This is a genomic window from Paenibacillus sp. FJAT-27812, assembly GCF_001273905.1.
In the GTDB taxonomy this organism is placed as follows: domain Bacteria; phylum Bacillota; class Bacilli; order Paenibacillales; family Paenibacillaceae; genus Pristimantibacillus.
Map to the genome: position 1 here is coordinate 6,053,554 of NZ_LIGH01000001.1, position 16,643 is coordinate 6,070,196.

The following is a 16,643-nucleotide window of genomic DNA, read 5'->3' on the forward strand; positions in this document are numbered from 1 at the left end:
TGTCACTCCAGTCTGACCGTTCCGTCCTGTCTGTCCCTCTGGGCCTGTTGGGCCTGCTGGACCGATCTGTCCAGATTGACCAGACTGCCCAGTAGCACCTCTTAACCCAGTTGCTCCTGTAACCCCTATTGGACCAGTAGACCCTCCTGCTCCAGTGATTCCCTCAGCACCTGTTGCTCCAGTAATTCCGCTAGCCCCTGTAGATCCAGTAGCTCCAGTTGCACCTGTAGATCCCGTAATCCCACTTGTTCCTGTTTCTCCCGTAGCTCCAGTTGCACCAGTAGTTCCCGTAATCCCACTTGTTCCTGTTTCTCCCGTAGCTCCAGNCCGTAATCCCACTTGTTCCTGTTTCTCCCGTAGCTCCAGTTGCACCAGTAGTTCCCGTAATCCCACTTGTTCCTGTTTCTCCCGTAGCTCCAGTTTCACCTGTCGATCCCGTAATTCCACTTGTTCCTATTTCTCCCGTTGCTCCAGTTGCACCTGTTTCTCCAGTAATTCCCCTAGCCCCTGTAAATCCTGTAATTCCAATTGCTCCTGTGGAGCCCGTAACTCCTGCGGCTCCTGTTGCTCCTGTTGCTCCTGTGTCTCCTGTCGATCCTGTCGATCCTGTAACTCCAGTTGCCCCAGTTTCTCCCGCGGCTCCTGTTGCACCTGTCGATCCCGTAGCTCCAGTTGTTCCGATTGCTCCTGTTGCGCCCGTTGCCCCACTCGTCCCCATATCACCGGTTGCACCTGTAGATCCCGTTACACCGGTTGTCCCCGTCGGTCCTGTTGGACCAGTAGGTCCTTGGAAAGGTGAGCCGATTTTTGCTACGAATGCATTTCTGCTCCCAGGCAAAGATGTCTGGAACGCCCCAGGTGTGGTTGGAAAATTGATTGAGGAGGCAGAACCTGTCAAATAAGCGCTAAAATTACTGTCTATCGCAATGCCGTACCCACCGTCATCATAATTCGTGCCGCCAAAATACGTGGAATAAATGGGGGCATTTCCAGCCGTGTTCAAAATGGCTAAGAAAGCGTCTCTTTGACCGCCAAGCGATGTTTGATAGGCACCGGCTGACAGAGGAAATTTAGTGGATTCGGTATAGCCGGTCACATAGGCGTTTCCAGAGGAATCAACTGCAATAGCCCGCCCTGAATCAAAACCATTTCCGCCATAATAGGTGGAATAGACCAGCGCTGTCCCCGTACCGTTTAGTTTCGTTATGACGACATCAGCGGTTCCTTTATTCGTCGTTTGAAACGCTCCTGTTGTAGTAGGATAATCAGTCGAAGTCGTATAGCCAGCCACAATTGCATTTTGGGCAGCGTCGACTCCAATGCCATATGCAATATCAAAACTAGTACCGCCTAAATAGGTCGAATAGATAAGTGCTGTTCCGGATGGATTTATTTTAGCTACAAAGGCATCACTCCCTCCCTTTAAGCTTGATTGAAATGCGCCGCTTGTAAGTGGGAAATTCGTTGAAGTCGTATTTCCAGTTACATAGGCATTGCCGCTTGCATCAATTGCTATCCCTTGAGCATGGTCATAGGAACTTCCCCCCAGGTAGGTGGAGTAGATTAACGCGGTTCCAGCAGCGTTTAACTTTGTAATAAACACATCGTTATCTCCGCCAAAAGCCGTTTGAAATGCTCCTGCTGTCGTTGGGAAATTTAAGGCTGTCGTTTTTCCCGTCACATAGGCTTCACCCGCGCCGTTAATGGCAATACCATAGCCAAAACTAAGGCCCATTCCCCCAAAGAAGGTGGAATAAACAAGATTGCTGCCATCTGCATTCAATTTTGTTATAAACACATTGGTTGGACCAGCATTCGGCGATTGATATGCCCCAGCTGTTCTAGGAAAATTTATTGATGTCGTGTAGCCTGTGACATAAGCGCTGCCGCTTTCGTCAACCTTAATGCCTAATCCCACATCGGATTCGCTGCCACCCAAATAAGTTGAATAGATGAGTGCTGTTCCTGTAGCATTCAGTTTGGTCACGGTGGCATTGCTAGCACCAGTTAGAGCAGTTTGAAACGCTCCCGCTGTCGTCGGAAAGTTAGCCGAAGCGGAAAATCCTGTCACATAAGCGTTACCGCTCGCATCGACTGCGATGCTTTGACCGGCTCCTACGCTGCTTCCTCCCAAAAAAGTCGAATACATGAGTACGGGATCGATAACTAATTCGTAGTCTGGATTATACGCAGGCCCTACTTCGAAGCCGTATACAGCAACTCCATTGTCCGAGTGCCTCAATACGAAACGGCTCTCTACAAAAATCTTCTTGCCGTCAATGATCTGATAACTTATCGGACGCTCCTCGCTCAACATACCAAACGAAGCTTGAACAAGCAGGTTTCCCTCATCGTCCAAGGAAATACGGTCTGCGCCGCGATAAGTGAGCTGAATATGCTCTGCATTCGCACCAGGCTGAACAATAAAATCATATTTGAGCTTCCCAGCACCACCGTAAAAAACAACATCCACGCCCTGCCATAGCTCAAGGTAACATACCTCATGATAAGTGGAGAGTTCTGTATGCCAGTTAGCTGTATCATTTCCAATCAAGAAATTTACTTTTTCCGCGCTTTTGTGACGGCCCGTAACTTTTACCTCTGGGTTAGCATCAAGAAACTGAAGCGCAAGCACTTGATTCTCGTCATGCTGGTCGGTTTTATCAGTGAAGACGAACGCTGCTTCTTGCGCAGTAAAATAAATGCCATAACCCAGCCGATCTGTAAAATAACATATATCCGCACTCGCAACTCCGGCATTTTCAACAAAGGTTAGGGGGATCTTGCCGTAGTTATTCATGATGATACGTTTTTGGACTTCATTTGCTGACATCGATTTCCTCCCATTTCATACGATCATTTTACTGTAAATAAATGTTTAATCGTCCAAGTTCTTAGTAATATATTCCAATTCCCCTATTTCGACTGGACAAATGGTAGTGGTACAAGTGACTATTTTGTTCGTACACCCTTTGATAGGGTGACTAACGAAAATACTTTGCTGTCAAAGAGAGTTCAATTTCGTATGCTTGGATCTGTCGCTCTGCAGCTGGCATATGTAGCCTGTGGCAGAATAGATGATTACTGGGAATATGGGGAACAGTTCTATGATTGGATGGCAGGCGCTTTAGTTGTTCAAGAGGCAGCAGGCGCTGTAACAGACATTAACGGAGACCCGTTCACTTGGGCATCAACGGGCATTATTGCGGGAAACATGCAGCTCCATGCAGAAATACAAGCGATGCTTAAACGTTAATTATGAGTAGAAGCAAATATTGCCCACTAACCTAAACGGTTAGTGGGCAATGAAGTAACTCCGCGCATTATTGGTCAATATCGTTCCCCTGTCCTTCATCGCGAGCATTCTTTCTGTCTTTGGCGAGTTGTTCGAAAATTTGTATGCCGGTTGGCGTCTGAGCCAACCCCCCGCCAGCCGTCTCACGGTGAATATCCGGCATTGCGCTCCCTACTTCGAGCATGACTTGTATAACCTCATCTGAAGGAATAACGCTTCTTACGCCCGCAAGCGCCATATCAGCGGCAGCTAGCGCATTGACCGCCCCAAATCCGTTTCTAACAATACAAGGAATTTCCACTAAGCCGCCTACCGGGTCGCAAATCAAGCCAAGCGTGTTTTTAAGCGCAAGTCCGACTGCGTGAACGGCTTGCGCGGGGGTTCCGCCTTTCAGCTCCACAAGCGCTCCGGCAGCCATCCCGATGGCAGAGCCGATTTCAGCTTGGCAGCCTCCTTCTGCTCCGGATATAAAAGAGTTGTTCGCGATGACATACCCTATTGCCCCGGCGCAAAACAGACCGTTCACCAAATGATCGTCATCCCAGCCGAACCGTTCCTGACTGCTGATAAATACGCCGGGGATGACGCCGCATGATCCGGCGGTTGGCGTAGCGACGATGCGCCCCATAGACGCATTCACTTCAGAAACCGCGAGTGCATAGGCCATTGCCGAGCCAGCAAACGGCTCCAATGAAGCATCCGGCTTGCGGGTATATTCATACACCCGTTTCGCATCTCCGCCAGTCAGACCGCTCCGGGACGTTTTATCCGAAGAGATTCCCTTTTGGGCGGCTTCCTTCATGATGCCGTAATAGTTCTTCATTTTGTCCCATTCCTGATCCTCCGTCCGGCCGGATTCCTTCGCTTGATCCTCCAGCATAATACGGTAGATCGGTTTGCCTTCACTTACGCTAACCATCGCAAGTTCCTTTAGGGTTTTAAATCTCAATGCGGAACACCACCATTTAAATCAATGTAATTAAGGTTATTCACATGATCCAGCCTTTTGGCCTTCGCTAGCAGCTCTTCCGAGATCTCGCCATCCGTTTCAACTGCCGTCGCAGCTTGTCCGAGTCTGCCTTTGCGGTCTACATCCATATAACCGATATTGATATTGGCATCGCTTAGCAGCCGCGTGATGCTTGCAAGCACGCCTGGTTGATCGTCATGGAATAAAATGAGGGTCGGATAATTAGCGGTAAATTTGAGATCAAACCCATTCACCTCCACCACTTCGATATTGCCGCCGCCAATCGAGCAGCCCGTCATTTGAGCGCTTTTCGAACCCGAAAGAAGGTTAATCGCCAATGTGTTCGGATGAACGGCAGCCCCGCTACCCGTTTGAAAAGTCACTTTCATCCCAAGCTTATCCGCCAAATCCAGCGAATCCGGTACTCGCTCGTCATCGCTATCGAACTGAAGCAGTCCCGCGATTACAGCCAAATCCGTCCCATGACCGCCATATGTAGCTGCGAAAGAACCATAAAAAATAATATCAGCCTGCTCAGGCTGTTCGCCAAACAAACCGCGCGCAACCCTTCCTAACCGGACGGCACCTGCCGTGTGTGAGCTTGACGGACCTATCATGCCTGGACCGATAATAGAAAACACATCTTTAAAGCGCATATTCCTTAATACCTCCTACGAAAGCCAGCTATTCAAATGTTGCTTAACAAATTTGTCATCCATAACAGTCTTGCCCAACTTGGACCTATTTTTCCGCTGACAATTAACAATAAAGGATTTCCCTCCGTGAGGATCAGTAATTAGCCTACTGGGCAAATAACCTTTATCAAATGTACCCGGTACAAACATCCAATCATTCCTATTCTAATCTGCATAACCTACAGAGTAGTCAGTATCAGGGAGGTGAAAGTTTAATGTCTGGATTCGTTGGTGGTGCAAATAATAGCATTGGTTTTATCCTTGTTCTTTTCATCCTGCTTGTGATTATCGCTTGCAGCTGTGGCTTTGGTGGATTTGGCGGTTACTAATCGATAAACGTGTATGAAACCCTTTTGGGCAAATGAATATGATCAAATAACTCTGTAACAAACACCCAATCACTCAGCTGTTGCCGTGCATAAGTTACAGAGTACCCAAAACGTAAGGAGGTGCAATGAAAATGTCCGGTCATGTAGGTGGTGCTTTCTCACACACTGGTATTATCCTGGTGCTTTTCATTTTGTTGGTCATTATCGCTTGTAGCTGCGGTATATTTGGCGGCGGCGGTTACGGCGGCGGTTACGGTAACGTTGGCGGCGTAGGCGTTGGTCCTTACGGCAAAGGCTACTAATTAACCACTGAATGCACCTGTGCATTCAAATTGCACAAATTCCTTTAAATAGATTGAAGAAAAAGGCCCATCCAATGGGTCTTTTTCGTATGTCGCTGCATAAAAAAAAGCACCTCATCCAAGTGAATTGGATAGGTGCTTTGGCGTCTCGAGCTTTTATACCGCTTCGTTGCTAGCATTATTCTTGCCGCCATAATACCGATAAAGAACGAAGCCAAACAACATGCCTAGAAAGGACATGGCCGAAATCGAGAGATAAAGCGTTTTAGCGCCAAATGTCCCGTAAATAAAGCCTCCTAAGTAGGAAGCGAGTATCCCTGATACGCCAAAGAACAGCAGCGCCAATACGGTCTGGCCTGTCGCCCTCCACTCTACTGGAACGATCCGGTACAAATATTGAATAGCCGCTGAATAGAAAATCGGGAAAGTCAGCACTTGCAGGATTTGCAGATAAGCCAATACATGCGGATCTGTTATCCAGGCTGAAAGAAAAAAGCGTATGAAGAAAAAGATGGACGCGAATGAGATCAGCATCATCTCCTTGCCTTTGCGCATCCACCAAAAGCTCAAGGCAAATACAATAATTTCACTGCCCGCCGCTAGAAAAAAAGCCTGTCCGATCAGTTCGGGCGTGCCTCCCAGCTCGCGGATATAAATGCCTAGAAACGTGTCGTTCATCCTCGCCGGAACCGAGCAAACAAATACGAGCAGAAGAAACATTAGCGTCTCTTTATTGCTCATAAAATGTTTAAGACTGCTTAAGGTAACAGGTTTTCCTGTAACCGGCACGTCAGACATTTTCCAACTTATAAGTAAACTGATAAGTCCAATGCCAACAAAAAGCAATGATAAGCTGTGTGCGCCAAAATAAGACATGACGTACCCTGTGAGCAGCGACGTAACCGCATAACCTAAAGCTCCATATGTGCGTACGGATCCGTAGCTAACACCGGATTTTTCAGATATAGAGAAGTTAAGACTCTCTAACAACGGGTCGATCGGCATTAAAAAGAAGTACAGCAGCATCGCGAATAAGATGAGCAGAAAAAAAGAACTGGAGCTGTACAAAAAATAACCGATCACGCTTGAAATTAAGACCAATAGGATGAGTATTTTTCGAATGGTTCTCGTCTTATCGCTGATCATTCCCCACAACGGCTGTGTAATAATGGTGATAAAGCCGCCCGTACCGATAATAAAACCGATCTGCGCTGGCTGCAAGCCCTGTTCTGCAAGGTAGACGGGAAGAAATGTAATGAACATTGAAAGTAATGCAAAGTACAAAAAATTAAAGCCTCGTAATAATTTTAGCGGATTCATGAACGTTAAAGCACCTCAAATAATCTATAGTTTGGATTGATTTCTTACAAGTATAGCAGATGAGAGCCAGATTTTATTACTAAATCATTCGCGTTCTTGTTCATTTAGAATAAAAAAGCATTCCCAAGGAACACTAAATCGGAAAATTACTGTCCTTCAGGAGGGATAATCATGAACATAACCGAAGAAAAACAGCAGCAAACAAACATGCTTCGTGTAAAAGATAAAGTAGCCGTCATTACCGGCGCTGGATCTGGAATCGGTCGTGCGGCAGCACTGCTTCTGGCTAAACATGGCGCAAAAGTATGTCTCATCGATTTAAACAACAACCGAAGTGAGACCGTGGAAAAACAAATCAATGAATTAGGCGGAGAATCCTTATTTATAGATACAGATGTATCAGACCCAGACCGGGTAAATAAAGCGATTCAAGCTGCGTTTGAACAATGGGGCCGAATAGACATCGTGTTTGCAAATGCGGGAATCAACGGCGTCGTCTCTCCCATTGAGGACATGACGCCGGAAGCATGGGACCATACGCTGACAACGAACTTAAAAGGAACATTTCTAACTGTTAAATATGCGATTCCGCATATGAAGAAAAACGGCGGAAGCATCATCATTACAAGCTCCATTAACGGCAGCCGTAAATTTTCCGGAATTGGCATGTCAGCCTACAGCAGTTCAAAAGCAGGCCAAATTGCTTTTGCCAAGATGGCAGCCCTTGAATTGGCTAATTATAAAATTCGGGTGAACGTTATCTGCCCAGGCGCTATTCAAACCAATATCGGCGAAAGTACAAAAGAAACGCCCCAGCTTGATAAAATCAAAATTCCGGTTAAATATCCGGAGGGCAGCCAGCCGCTAGAGCATGGACCGGGTCAGCCAGAGCAGGTTGCTGATTTGGTATTGTTTCTTGCGTCACAGGAGTCGAGCCATATTTCAGGAACTGAAGTATTTATTGATGGGGCGGAGACGCTTCTTTAGGTGAAAATGAAAGGATTCAAATGAGGAGCGCTGAAACTGCGCTCTTTTTTTGTGCTGCCCTGTACCCCGCATTAACATGTATTTATATGGATAAACAGGATACCCTAACTATACGACTATATTAACCATCAGATCAGAGGTATTCAGATGATTAATCAAACAGACACCATTGATGACGAGCCTTTGCACGCTGCATTAAAGCTTAATTTAAAACAGCTGCGCGATAATCTCGGAAATAGTCCTGACCTGGTTTCCCGTCAATTTCAAGTGAATTTAGCAAATAACATGCCTATACAAGGAGCCATCGTTTATATTGATGGGCTATCAAGCTCAAGCTCTATGCTTCAATCCGTCTTTACGGGTAACTATGAGAACAATCCGTGTACCACACCAAATGAACTGTTGGACTACTACAAGGAAAGCGTCATTCCTGAAGGCGCCGTATTTAATCCCACTTCGTTTAATGAGATCTTTGATCTGCTGCTTACTGGGAACAGCATTCTCCTTCTTGACGATTGCGCTCAAGCGCTTGCTGTTGACACAAAAGATTTAAAAGCACGCCCTGTGGAAGAACCTAATGTTCAATCCGTCGTACGCGGCCCGCGTGAAGGATTTACAGAAGTGTTAAGCTGGAACACCGCTATGATTCGCAGAAAAATCAATAGCCGGCATCTATGGTTTGAGACCTATAAGATAGGAAGCGTCACGCAGACAGAAGTTGCGGTTATTTTTATCGAAAATCTCGTTTCGGATAGTGTCCTTGAAATGGTTAGAGAACGTTTGCAGCAGATCAATATCGACGGCATTCTAGAAAGCAATTATATAGAAGAACAAATTCAAGACAAAAAATATTCACCTTTTCCAACCATATTTAATTCGGAGAGGCCTGATGTGGTAGCTGCTGGACTACTGGAGGGCAGAGTCGCGATCATGGTGGATGGGACCCCTTTTGCCTTGCTCGTTCCTGCGCTGTTTACGCAGTTTTTTCAATCAAGCGAGGATTATTACGAACGGGCAGATTTTAGTACACTAATTCGTTTGCTTCGCTTTCTTTCATTTATTTTGGCAACCATTACACCCTCTTTCTATATTGCGATAACAACGTTTCATCAGGAGCTGCTCCCAACGACCTTACTCTACAATTTGGCAAGCCAGCGTGAGGGTGTGCCTTTTCCAGCCTTTGTAGAAGCGTTGATCATGGAGATTACCTTTGAAATCCTTCGTGAAGCCAGCGTGCGAATGCCGAAAACGATCGGACAATCGATCTCCATTGTTGGAACGCTAGTCGTCGGGCAAGCTGCAGTAGAAGCCGGTCTCGTAAGTGCTGCCATGGTTATAGTGGTTTCCATTACGGCTATCTCCAATTTCGTACTCCCAGCTTTCAATCTAGGAATTGCGGCTCGCATTATCCGTTTTCTGCTGATGATCATGGCAGCATCCTTTGGTTTGTACGGCGTATTTATCTTTATTATTGGGATTATCTTTCATCTGTGCAGCCTCACATCATTTGGTGTTCCTTATATGGCGCCGCTGGCTCCCTTCAATAGCACAGATCAGAAAGATACCCTCTTTCGTGTACCCTTGCGCTCCATGATTACACGACCAAAGAGTCTTAATCCCAAAAATCTAGTGAGGCAGAAAAAAACATGAATCGATCTAAGTCCCTGATTAGAAAACTTCTTGTCGTCATCGTACTCCTGCTCTTTGCTAGCCTTATATCTGCTTGCTGGAGCAGGCATGAGCTAAACGAGCTGAGCATCGTCGTAGGGCTTGCCATCGATAAGAAAGGCGACCGATACAACGTAACCGTACAGATCGTCAATCCGAGTCAGGTTAGCAATAAGAAAGCGGGTTCAAGCAGCTTCAGTCCCGTCGTTTCTTATGAAGCAACAGGCGTTTCCGTACCGGATGCCCTGAGCAGAATGACGGTTAAAGCAGCTCGGCAGCTGTATTACCCGCATCTACGTATATTGATTATTGGCGAGGATGTCGCGCGCAGCGGAATCAGCAAGCCGCTCGATTTTATCGCAAGAAACCGTGAGATGAGAACCGACTTTTATCTCATTGTGGCTAAAGGAACGACCGCGGGAAAAATTTTGAACATGTACAGCCCTATAGATCCGATTCCTGCGAACAATTTATATACCAAGCTGGAAACCTCAGACAGACTTTGGGCAGCGACCGGGAAAATCACATTGGACAAGCTTATTCAAGATTTATCCCAGCAGGGCAAAGGGCCGACATTGACCGCTATCGAAATTGAAGGCAACCCTTCAAAAGGAGATAAAATTACGAATGCTGAATATGTTGACCCCGAGGTCATTCTCAAATATTCCGGGATGGTCGCTTTCAAACTGGACCGCATGGCTGGCTGGCTGAATGAAAATGACTCGAAGGCTCTCAATTATATTCAAAATAGCATTATCAAAACTAGCGGCATAATTGCTTGTCCAGAGTCTAAAGGAAACATCAGTCTTCAAATCGTCCATTCTCATGCTAATATTCGTGTAAATACGAAGAGCGGAGCTCCGGAATTCGAAGTCATTCTCAAAACGGAGCAGGACATCACGGACATTAGCTGCGAGCTCGACATCACACAGCCAGAAACTTTTGCGAAATTAAACAAACTCGCTGACAAGAAGCTGGAAGAAATAATCAATCGCACTCTGCATAAATTTCAAAAGCAAGTCAAAGTAGATATATTTGGATTTGGTTCAGCTCTTCACCGTTCCGATCCGAAAATGTGGCATGGCATTAAGGATTGGGATAAAACCTTCGAGAATGTGAAAATCACTGTCCATTCCCACTGCACCATTCGGCGAATTGGCACTACGGTACAGTCTGTCAGAAGCACGATTAAAAAGTAGGTGGCGGCAACGATGTGGTTATGGTTAGGCGTAATTGGAGCATGGGCGTGGGTTTTCATTGTTGAAATCCCACCCCTCTTCGGCAAACGCAGAATGAAGGAGCTCATGCTGATCATTCTAATTATGATTTTAGCAACCTCTGGCAGTCTGGTTTTCATGTATATGAACGTACCGCCTAACCCTGTGGAATGGATAACAAAAATAATATCACCTTATGCTCGTGCACTTTACTCGTTGATGTCCTGAAAGGAACAGACCGATGATGAAACAAGATACGTTAAGCGTTCGCACGTTCACCATATTAGTTATTTTTTTCATGATTGGCACCTCTATCCTCATCACTCCTGCGGGACTTGCTTTGGTAGCCAAACAGGATGCTTGGCTCGCTGCCATTGTTGGGGTCGGCCTAAACCTTTTAACCGTGCTCATCTATGTCGTAATCGGCAAACGATATGGGGACAAAACAATCATCGAGATGTGTCAGCTTGCTTTTGGAAAATGGGTTGGTAATGTAATAGGGTTATGTTTTATCGCTTTTTTCTATTTGCTCGCTTCCCTTATGATTGGTGATCTCGGTTTTTTTCTTACGACACAAACGTTGCCTGAAACGCCGATCGAAATTATCCAAATTATTTTCGTCATTATCGTAATCATCGGCGTTCGAGCTGGGATGATCGTGTATTCCCGTGCATCGCAAATTTTTTTTCCGATACTGTTTTGCATGCTCTGCCTGCTCATCTTGCCAATCTTTCCTCAAGTAGAAATCATAGATTTTGAACCGATGCTGGAGTATGGCTTTAAACCGATTGTAAAAGCAGGCTTTACGTTTTCCGGCTTTCAGGAAATCATCGTACTCTCCATGCTCTACCCTTATGTAACGAAATCAGCAACAAAAGGACACGGCTTTGTATGGGGAACCGTGATTGGCGGAATGGTCCTGATCATCATTACCGCAGGATGTATAGGCGTAATGGGAGCAGCTGTCACAGGCAATCAATTATTCCCTGCATACGTCCTAGCTAAAAATATTAATATCGGCCATTTTCTCGAGCGTATCGAAGGGATCATGATGTTTATTTGGATATTGTCCATCGTGATGAAGATTGTGATGACGTTTGACGCATCGTTGATCGGAATATGCCAAATATTCAAGCTGAAGGACCCGAAGCCGTACACCATTCCCCTTGGATTTGGCTTGATAGCTCTTGCTCTGCTATGTTACCAAAACACAATTTCCATCAATAATTTCCTTACGAAAAACTGGACGCCGTTTGCTTCGATTTTTACGATCGTCTTGCCCCTTTTAATTCTAGGTATTCTAATGTTTCGCGGGTCGGTAAAAAGGGATAGCCAACAAACAGATGCTCCTGAAAATGAGCAAGCCTAATGCTTTTCCATTATTGAAATGCTATATTGGAAATATTCAACGAGGGAAGGGTGATTTGCCATGTTATGCATTTCCATCGAATACATCGCAATTACAAATTTGAAATATAAAACAACTAACCAAAAGGATGGTCCTTATTGAACATTAACAACAGCAACGAAATTCCAGTCCGTTTTTTTATAAACGATAATATTAAAGTAGAAAAAAATGCCATAGAAGAGCTTGACCAGCTGCTGACCGTGAATGAATCAGTAGCGACATTAAAACATTATGCTCCCGGTTATTTTTCGAACGAAAATGCTAAAGTTGAAGAGGTTGCCATTACTCCGGATTTTCATAAAGGAAGCGGAATCCCGATCGGGACTACGATTTTCACCAAAGGGTTCGTCATCCCCCAAGCCGTAGGCAACGACATTAACTGTGGGATGCGGCTTTATACCACCTCATTAAAGGAAGATGATATTCGGTCGAATAGTAAAAAAATAGAAGCCGATATTCGCCATATTTTCTTTGAAGGCGGTCGTAGTATCCCCATGACAAAAGTTCAGCGTGAAGCAATCCTCAAAGAAGGTTTAATGGGCATTCTGGAGTCGCAGAAAACGATGAACCGCAGCGGTTTGTGGGCGTTTTATGATGCTAGGCAGCAAGAGGAAGACCTGTCCAAGGTAAACCGTTTAGGCTCGTTCATTACTGACAAAGTGGACGGTCTAGATAGCTTTTTGGGCAGCAGTGAAGTCTCCTATGATAGTCAGATTGGCTCGATCGGCGGCGGGAATCATTTTGTCGAGATTCAGAAGGTCGTTCATATACGCAACCATGCGATAGCAAAAGAATGGAATATCAAAAAGGGCCAGGTTGTCGTGATGATCCATACGGGCTCTGTATCGATCGGACACCATGCCGGGTTTAACATCAAAGAGATGCTAAAAGAAATTTATCCCGCATCATTAAAGCATCCAAAGAACGGAATCTACGTACTGCCTCATTCTGAACAGCATGCTTCACAATGGAATCGTTATTGGAACCTGCTTCACAACGCAGCAAATTTTGCCTTTGCGAACCGGTTGTTTTTAGGACTCATGCTTCAAAAATCGTTAGCGCTAAGCATAAAGGATTTTGAGTATAAGCTATTATACGATGCTCCGCATAATTTCGTTTGGGAAGAAAATGTTGACGGCAGCGCAGGCTTTATCCACCGCAAAGGTTCTTGCACAGCAAGGTCTGCAGAACAAATGATGAACACTCCTTTCCAATTTACTGGAGAACCTGTCTTCATCCCTGGCTCCATGGGGGCAAAAAGCTATATTCTAGCGGGCCTTGGCAATCGGGATAGCTTGTACAGCGCAAGCCATGGCGCAGGCAGAAATCTTTCTCGAGGAGAGTCTGTAAAGGTTGACGATGCTTTGTTCCGCGATTTTATTGCAAGGTTTAATATTGTAACACCTATTGATCCGAATCGAAATGATATTAAAGCCAGACAAGATATTCTCAAGAAGTGGGAAGAAGAATTAAAGAAAGAAGCTCCCTATGCGTACAAGAATATCAACGACATTATTGAATCGCACGAACAGTTCGGTATGGCGCAAGTCGTTGCTGAAGTTGAGCCCATTTTAACAATAAAAGGGTAATCCCAAAATGCTAGAAGAGGCCCATGCACAAATGCATGGGCCTCTTCGGGTGTATTAATGGGTTTGCGCGTGTGGTAAACTGCGCCCCTTGCAAATAACAGGGAAAATGAGTGTAAACGCAAGAGCGATAACAGTAAGCAAAGCTCCTGCTAGTTGAAGGGTCATTAAGACATAGATCAAGTAACAGACTGGAGCAAACAGAAGCAGGCCCGGCATCGCAAAAAATACTGATCCCCACTTCCCTGCGTCCCCTTTTTGACGAATAGAAAGATTTAACCCAACAAGGCTGGCTAGAAGCGGCCATATAATGAGATAGCTGCCGCCGGGTAAATAAATCGCCATAACTATGCTAAGTACCGTCCATAACAGAAGCGTGCCTGCCCACACATTTTCCATCCGAATCTTCCTAGAAATCAAGCGCACCAAAAGGCAGACAATCGACACCGCAGCCACAATGTATCCAATTAAAAAATATAAACTCACTTGAGGGTCAAGTAAAATGACCTTAAGCTGCTCATTGGATACAAGCGAGGTTAATCCGCTCCATGACAGCGTTACTAACCCAAAAACGACTATTAAACTAATAAGCGTAATTATAAATCCTCCAGCCAGCCCTTTGACGCTTATCTTCTTCTGGCGAATGCCATACGCTATAGTGAGGATAAAAAACAACGTGCCAACGATCATCAACCATATACTCCATGATTGTGGATAGCTGACCATATGACTGCCATATAGGTTAAAATAAATCAGGTCCTCTTGCTTTACTTGCTTGAGGTCAAGCTGTCCGAAGTGCCGGGACAAACTTAACATGTACTCTCCATGATGCTGCAAGCTTGAAGGATCGAGATTCTCCGGAGTGTCTATGGGTTGATGATAGGCGTTTAACCCCATGCCGAATGCAAAATTCAATCCAGGCAGATCTCCCTGCTTGAACACCGTTAGATCCGTGTCATTAGGCATACTTTTGTACAGACTATAAATGATGGAATACGCGATAGGATCAGGAGCGGCTTTGATGAATTCTTTGATTAACCATCCATTTTGGTCACTTGTCTCAAACATAAAGGAAGGCCCTTTATTGCCACGCGCTTCAAAATTAAGCACAACCCCAACATCCTTGGCGAATCGATGCTCATTCATAAACGCTTTAGCGCCATTAAGTCCCGTTTCTTCGCCGTCGGTCATGAGTAAAATAAGATCATTTTTCAAAGGACCCGATACCTGCAGCGCACGGATCGTTTCCAGCATTGCAGCAATCCCCGCTCCATCGTCCCCAGCACCAGGGGCAGTTGGTACGCTGTCGTAGTGTGCGGTTATCATAACCGCTTTGCTGTTATCCGTCCCCGGGATGCGCGTAACTATATTTTCAATCTCGCCTCCTTGCGGTAAGAGTGCTGTTGCTTTTTGTATTTCTGGTTTTAAACCTAGACCTTCAAGTTCGTTGACAAGATAATCTTGAACAGCTTGATGAGCTTGGCTTCCGATTGGATGGGGCTCTTTCGCAATGATCTCAAGCTTCGTCATGGCCCTCCCAGAAGAGAACTGATCCGGCGGGGCATCCGACTTGACGCTTCGGGGTGCTTGTATTTGCAGTAAACCGATCAGAATCGGAACTATGATCAGCAAACATACGACAATCCCCTTTCCCCATTTTGGCGAAGCTTCATGCTTCGTTTTTAGTAAAAACTCAGGATGATTCGTTTTGATACCCACTCACTCCTTCTCGGCTTGCTTAGCCATTGTTTTATTTACAATGTTAGGTTAAGCATAGCAGAATAATCCAATTTAGAAGTAAGGACTAAAGACTGGACTTTCACCTAGACTTTAGTCGATGTTGGTTTCAGTTAATGGCTTCAACTTCCTGATATATAGAAAAAACCACCTCAAATAAAGAAGATTATTGCAGGGAGTTTGTCGACACTTCTAACACGGAATCAAGATTCACTTCCGAAACTTCCCATCCAGCACATCTTCTCCATCGCCGCCAATGATTTCAGCAGGCTCCCTAGGCGTGGAGAAACCTCCCAGCAATTCAGGGCACACGGTAATCGCTTTATTTTGCTGCAGCATTTTTTTTATCCGTTGATCTAAACTATGCGTGCCGTTATATCTTACTTCTAGTCCGGCCAAACAAGAACTTACTAAAATCAAACGTTCCACCTCTTCTTCAAATCCAAATGATAAATCCATTATAATTTCCATGAAATCATATGTACATGTTTTCACAATCGATTCACGCTAAATTTTCATAAAGCTATGTTAAAGTTTTGAGAAAAAGAAGAGGTACTTGCTATGAACAATCGTATATTTTATTTCTTTAATCATTTCGCCGGCCGTTTTGATTGGTTTGACGATTCTGTCGAACTGTTCGCACAGGGGATCGTCTGGTTCATGCTTGCCGTTATGGCCTATCTTTGGCTTACAGGGAAAGAGAGAAATCAGAAACTTGTCTTCTATTCCTTATTAACTGCTTCTGTCGCGCTCATGCTGGGGATCTTTATGATTTCACCTCTAGTCAACCACTCCAGACCTTTCGTCGATCATCAAATCATGCAGCTGATTCCGCATGTGCCGGATGCCTCCTTCCCCAGCGACCATGCGACACTCGCTTTCTCGTTGGCATTCAGCATTTTATTTGTGAAGCGTAAGCTGGGCATCGTGATGTTGGCGCTGGCTATCCTTACGGGCATCTCGAGAGTATATGTTGGCGTTCATTACCCAGGCGATATATTAGGAGCTGCTGCGCTTTCTTTCATCATTAGTTATGGAGTCTATAAACGAAGCAGCCGCTTGGAGGTTATCCCCTTATCTATGATTAAAATGTATCGAAAGTTAATGAAATAAAAAAGACGCCTCCTTT

Annotated in this window: 15 protein-coding genes and 3 pseudogenes; 10 read left to right on the forward strand and 8 right to left on the reverse strand. The window is 45.2% G+C overall.

Features of this window, described 5'->3' with window-relative positions; genetic code table 11:
• Positions 1-125 precede the first annotated feature (125 nt).
• The 3 genes and pseudogenes from ADU23_RS33975 to ADU23_RS34360 form a co-directional block, all read right to left on the reverse strand.
• On the reverse strand, positions 126-326 hold a 201-nt coding region (locus tag ADU23_RS33975), incomplete at its 5' end, for a hypothetical protein (RefSeq protein WP_269433129.1).
• Position 327: 1 nt separating this feature from the next.
• Positions 328-838 (reverse strand): annotated as a pseudogene (locus ADU23_RS34355) (collagen-like protein); the annotation flags it as partial.
• A 39-nt stretch (positions 839-877) separates the two neighbouring features.
• Positions 878-2,833, reverse strand: a pseudogene (locus ADU23_RS34360) (DUF7948 domain-containing protein); the annotation flags it as partial.
• A gap of 147 nt (positions 2,834-2,980) precedes the next feature.
• Between ADU23_RS34360 and ADU23_RS25910 the strand changes: the two are divergent.
• Positions 2,981-3,256 (forward strand): inositol monophosphatase family protein, encoded by a 276-nt coding sequence (locus ADU23_RS25910; protein ID WP_269433130.1) that lies wholly within the window; start codon positions 2,981-2,983, stop codon positions 3,254-3,256.
• 67 nt (positions 3,257-3,323) lie between these two features.
• Here the strand turns inward: ADU23_RS25910 and sdaAA are convergent, their stop codons facing one another.
• Both sdaAA and sdaAB read right to left on the reverse strand, forming a co-directional pair.
• Positions 3,324-4,244 carry an L-serine ammonia-lyase, iron-sulfur-dependent, subunit alpha gene (gene sdaAA, locus ADU23_RS25915; protein WP_053376401.1) on the reverse strand — a complete coding sequence of 307 codons (921 nt, stop codon included), beginning with the start codon at positions 4,242-4,244 and terminating at the stop codon, positions 3,324-3,326.
• Positions 4,241-4,921 (reverse strand): L-serine ammonia-lyase, iron-sulfur-dependent subunit beta, encoded by a 681-nt coding sequence (sdaAB, locus tag ADU23_RS25920; protein WP_053376402.1) that lies wholly within the window; start codon positions 4,919-4,921, stop codon positions 4,241-4,243. The genes sdaAA and sdaAB overlap by 4 nt, the downstream gene beginning before the upstream one ends.
• A gap of 254 nt (positions 4,922-5,175) precedes the next feature.
• Between sdaAB and ADU23_RS32385 the strand changes: the two genes are divergently transcribed.
• Both ADU23_RS32385 and ADU23_RS32960 read left to right on the forward strand, forming a co-directional pair.
• Positions 5,176-5,289 carry a sporulation protein YjcZ gene (locus ADU23_RS32385; RefSeq protein ID WP_082198011.1) on the forward strand — a complete coding sequence of 38 codons (114 nt, stop codon included), beginning with the start codon at positions 5,176-5,178 and terminating at the stop codon, positions 5,287-5,289.
• 131 nt (positions 5,290-5,420) lie between these two features.
• Entirely contained in the window at positions 5,421-5,591 is a 171-nt protein-coding gene (locus ADU23_RS32960) for a hypothetical protein (protein ID WP_141680211.1), read from the forward strand.
• Positions 5,592-5,747: 156 nt separating this feature from the next.
• On the opposite strand, the gene ADU23_RS25930 is transcribed toward ADU23_RS32960, so the two are convergent.
• On the reverse strand, positions 5,748-6,911 hold the full coding sequence (locus ADU23_RS25930) for an MFS transporter (RefSeq protein WP_053376403.1): 1,164 nt from the start codon (positions 6,909-6,911) through the stop codon (positions 5,748-5,750).
• Between the two features lie 171 nt (positions 6,912-7,082).
• Here ADU23_RS25930 and ADU23_RS25935 point away from each other — a divergent pair, with 171 nt between their 5' ends.
• From ADU23_RS25935 to ADU23_RS25960, 6 genes are all read left to right on the forward strand, one after another.
• Positions 7,083-7,898, forward strand: a complete 816-nt coding sequence (locus tag ADU23_RS25935; protein ID WP_082311204.1) for an SDR family oxidoreductase — start codon at positions 7,083-7,085, stop codon at positions 7,896-7,898.
• Positions 7,899-8,045: 147 nt separating this feature from the next.
• The gene (locus ADU23_RS25940; protein WP_231637530.1) at positions 8,046-9,548 is read left to right on the forward strand and encodes a spore germination protein; all 1,503 of its coding nucleotides are present in this window, start codon (positions 8,046-8,048) and stop codon (positions 9,546-9,548) included.
• Positions 9,545-10,765 carry a Ger(x)C family spore germination protein gene (locus ADU23_RS25945; RefSeq protein ID WP_053376404.1) on the forward strand — a complete coding sequence of 407 codons (1,221 nt, stop codon included), beginning with the start codon at positions 9,545-9,547 and terminating at the stop codon, positions 10,763-10,765. The genes ADU23_RS25940 and ADU23_RS25945 overlap by 4 nt, the downstream gene beginning before the upstream one ends.
• Before the next feature lie 12 nt (positions 10,766-10,777).
• On the forward strand, positions 10,778-11,011 hold the full coding sequence (locus ADU23_RS25950) for a hypothetical protein (protein ID WP_053376405.1): 234 nt from the start codon (positions 10,778-10,780) through the stop codon (positions 11,009-11,011).
• A 13-nt stretch (positions 11,012-11,024) separates the two neighbouring features.
• Complete coding sequence (locus ADU23_RS25955) at positions 11,025-12,152, forward strand: GerAB/ArcD/ProY family transporter (RefSeq protein WP_053376406.1); 1,128 nt, start codon at positions 11,025-11,027, stop codon at positions 12,150-12,152.
• Between the two features lie 137 nt (positions 12,153-12,289).
• Positions 12,290-13,780 carry an RtcB family protein gene (locus tag ADU23_RS25960; RefSeq protein WP_231637531.1) on the forward strand — a complete coding sequence of 497 codons (1,491 nt, stop codon included), beginning with the start codon at positions 12,290-12,292 and terminating at the stop codon, positions 13,778-13,780.
• A 54-nt stretch (positions 13,781-13,834) separates the two neighbouring features.
• Here the strand turns inward: ADU23_RS25960 and ADU23_RS25965 are convergent, their stop codons facing one another.
• Together ADU23_RS25965 and ADU23_RS25970 are read right to left on the reverse strand one after the other, a co-directional pair.
• A complete protein-coding gene (locus ADU23_RS25965; RefSeq protein WP_157265962.1) occupies positions 13,835-15,496 on the reverse strand; it encodes a M20/M25/M40 family metallo-hydrolase in 1,662 nt (553 codons plus the stop codon).
• Between the two features lie 240 nt (positions 15,497-15,736).
• A pseudogene (locus ADU23_RS25970) lies at positions 15,737-15,934 on the reverse strand (DUF523 domain-containing protein); the annotation flags it as partial.
• Positions 15,935-16,075: 141 nt separating this feature from the next.
• Here ADU23_RS25970 and ADU23_RS25975 point away from each other — a divergent pair.
• On the forward strand, positions 16,076-16,627 hold the full coding sequence (locus tag ADU23_RS25975) for an undecaprenyl-diphosphatase (RefSeq protein ID WP_053376407.1): 552 nt from the start codon (positions 16,076-16,078) through the stop codon (positions 16,625-16,627).
• The last annotated feature ends 16 nt before the right edge of the window (positions 16,628-16,643 follow it).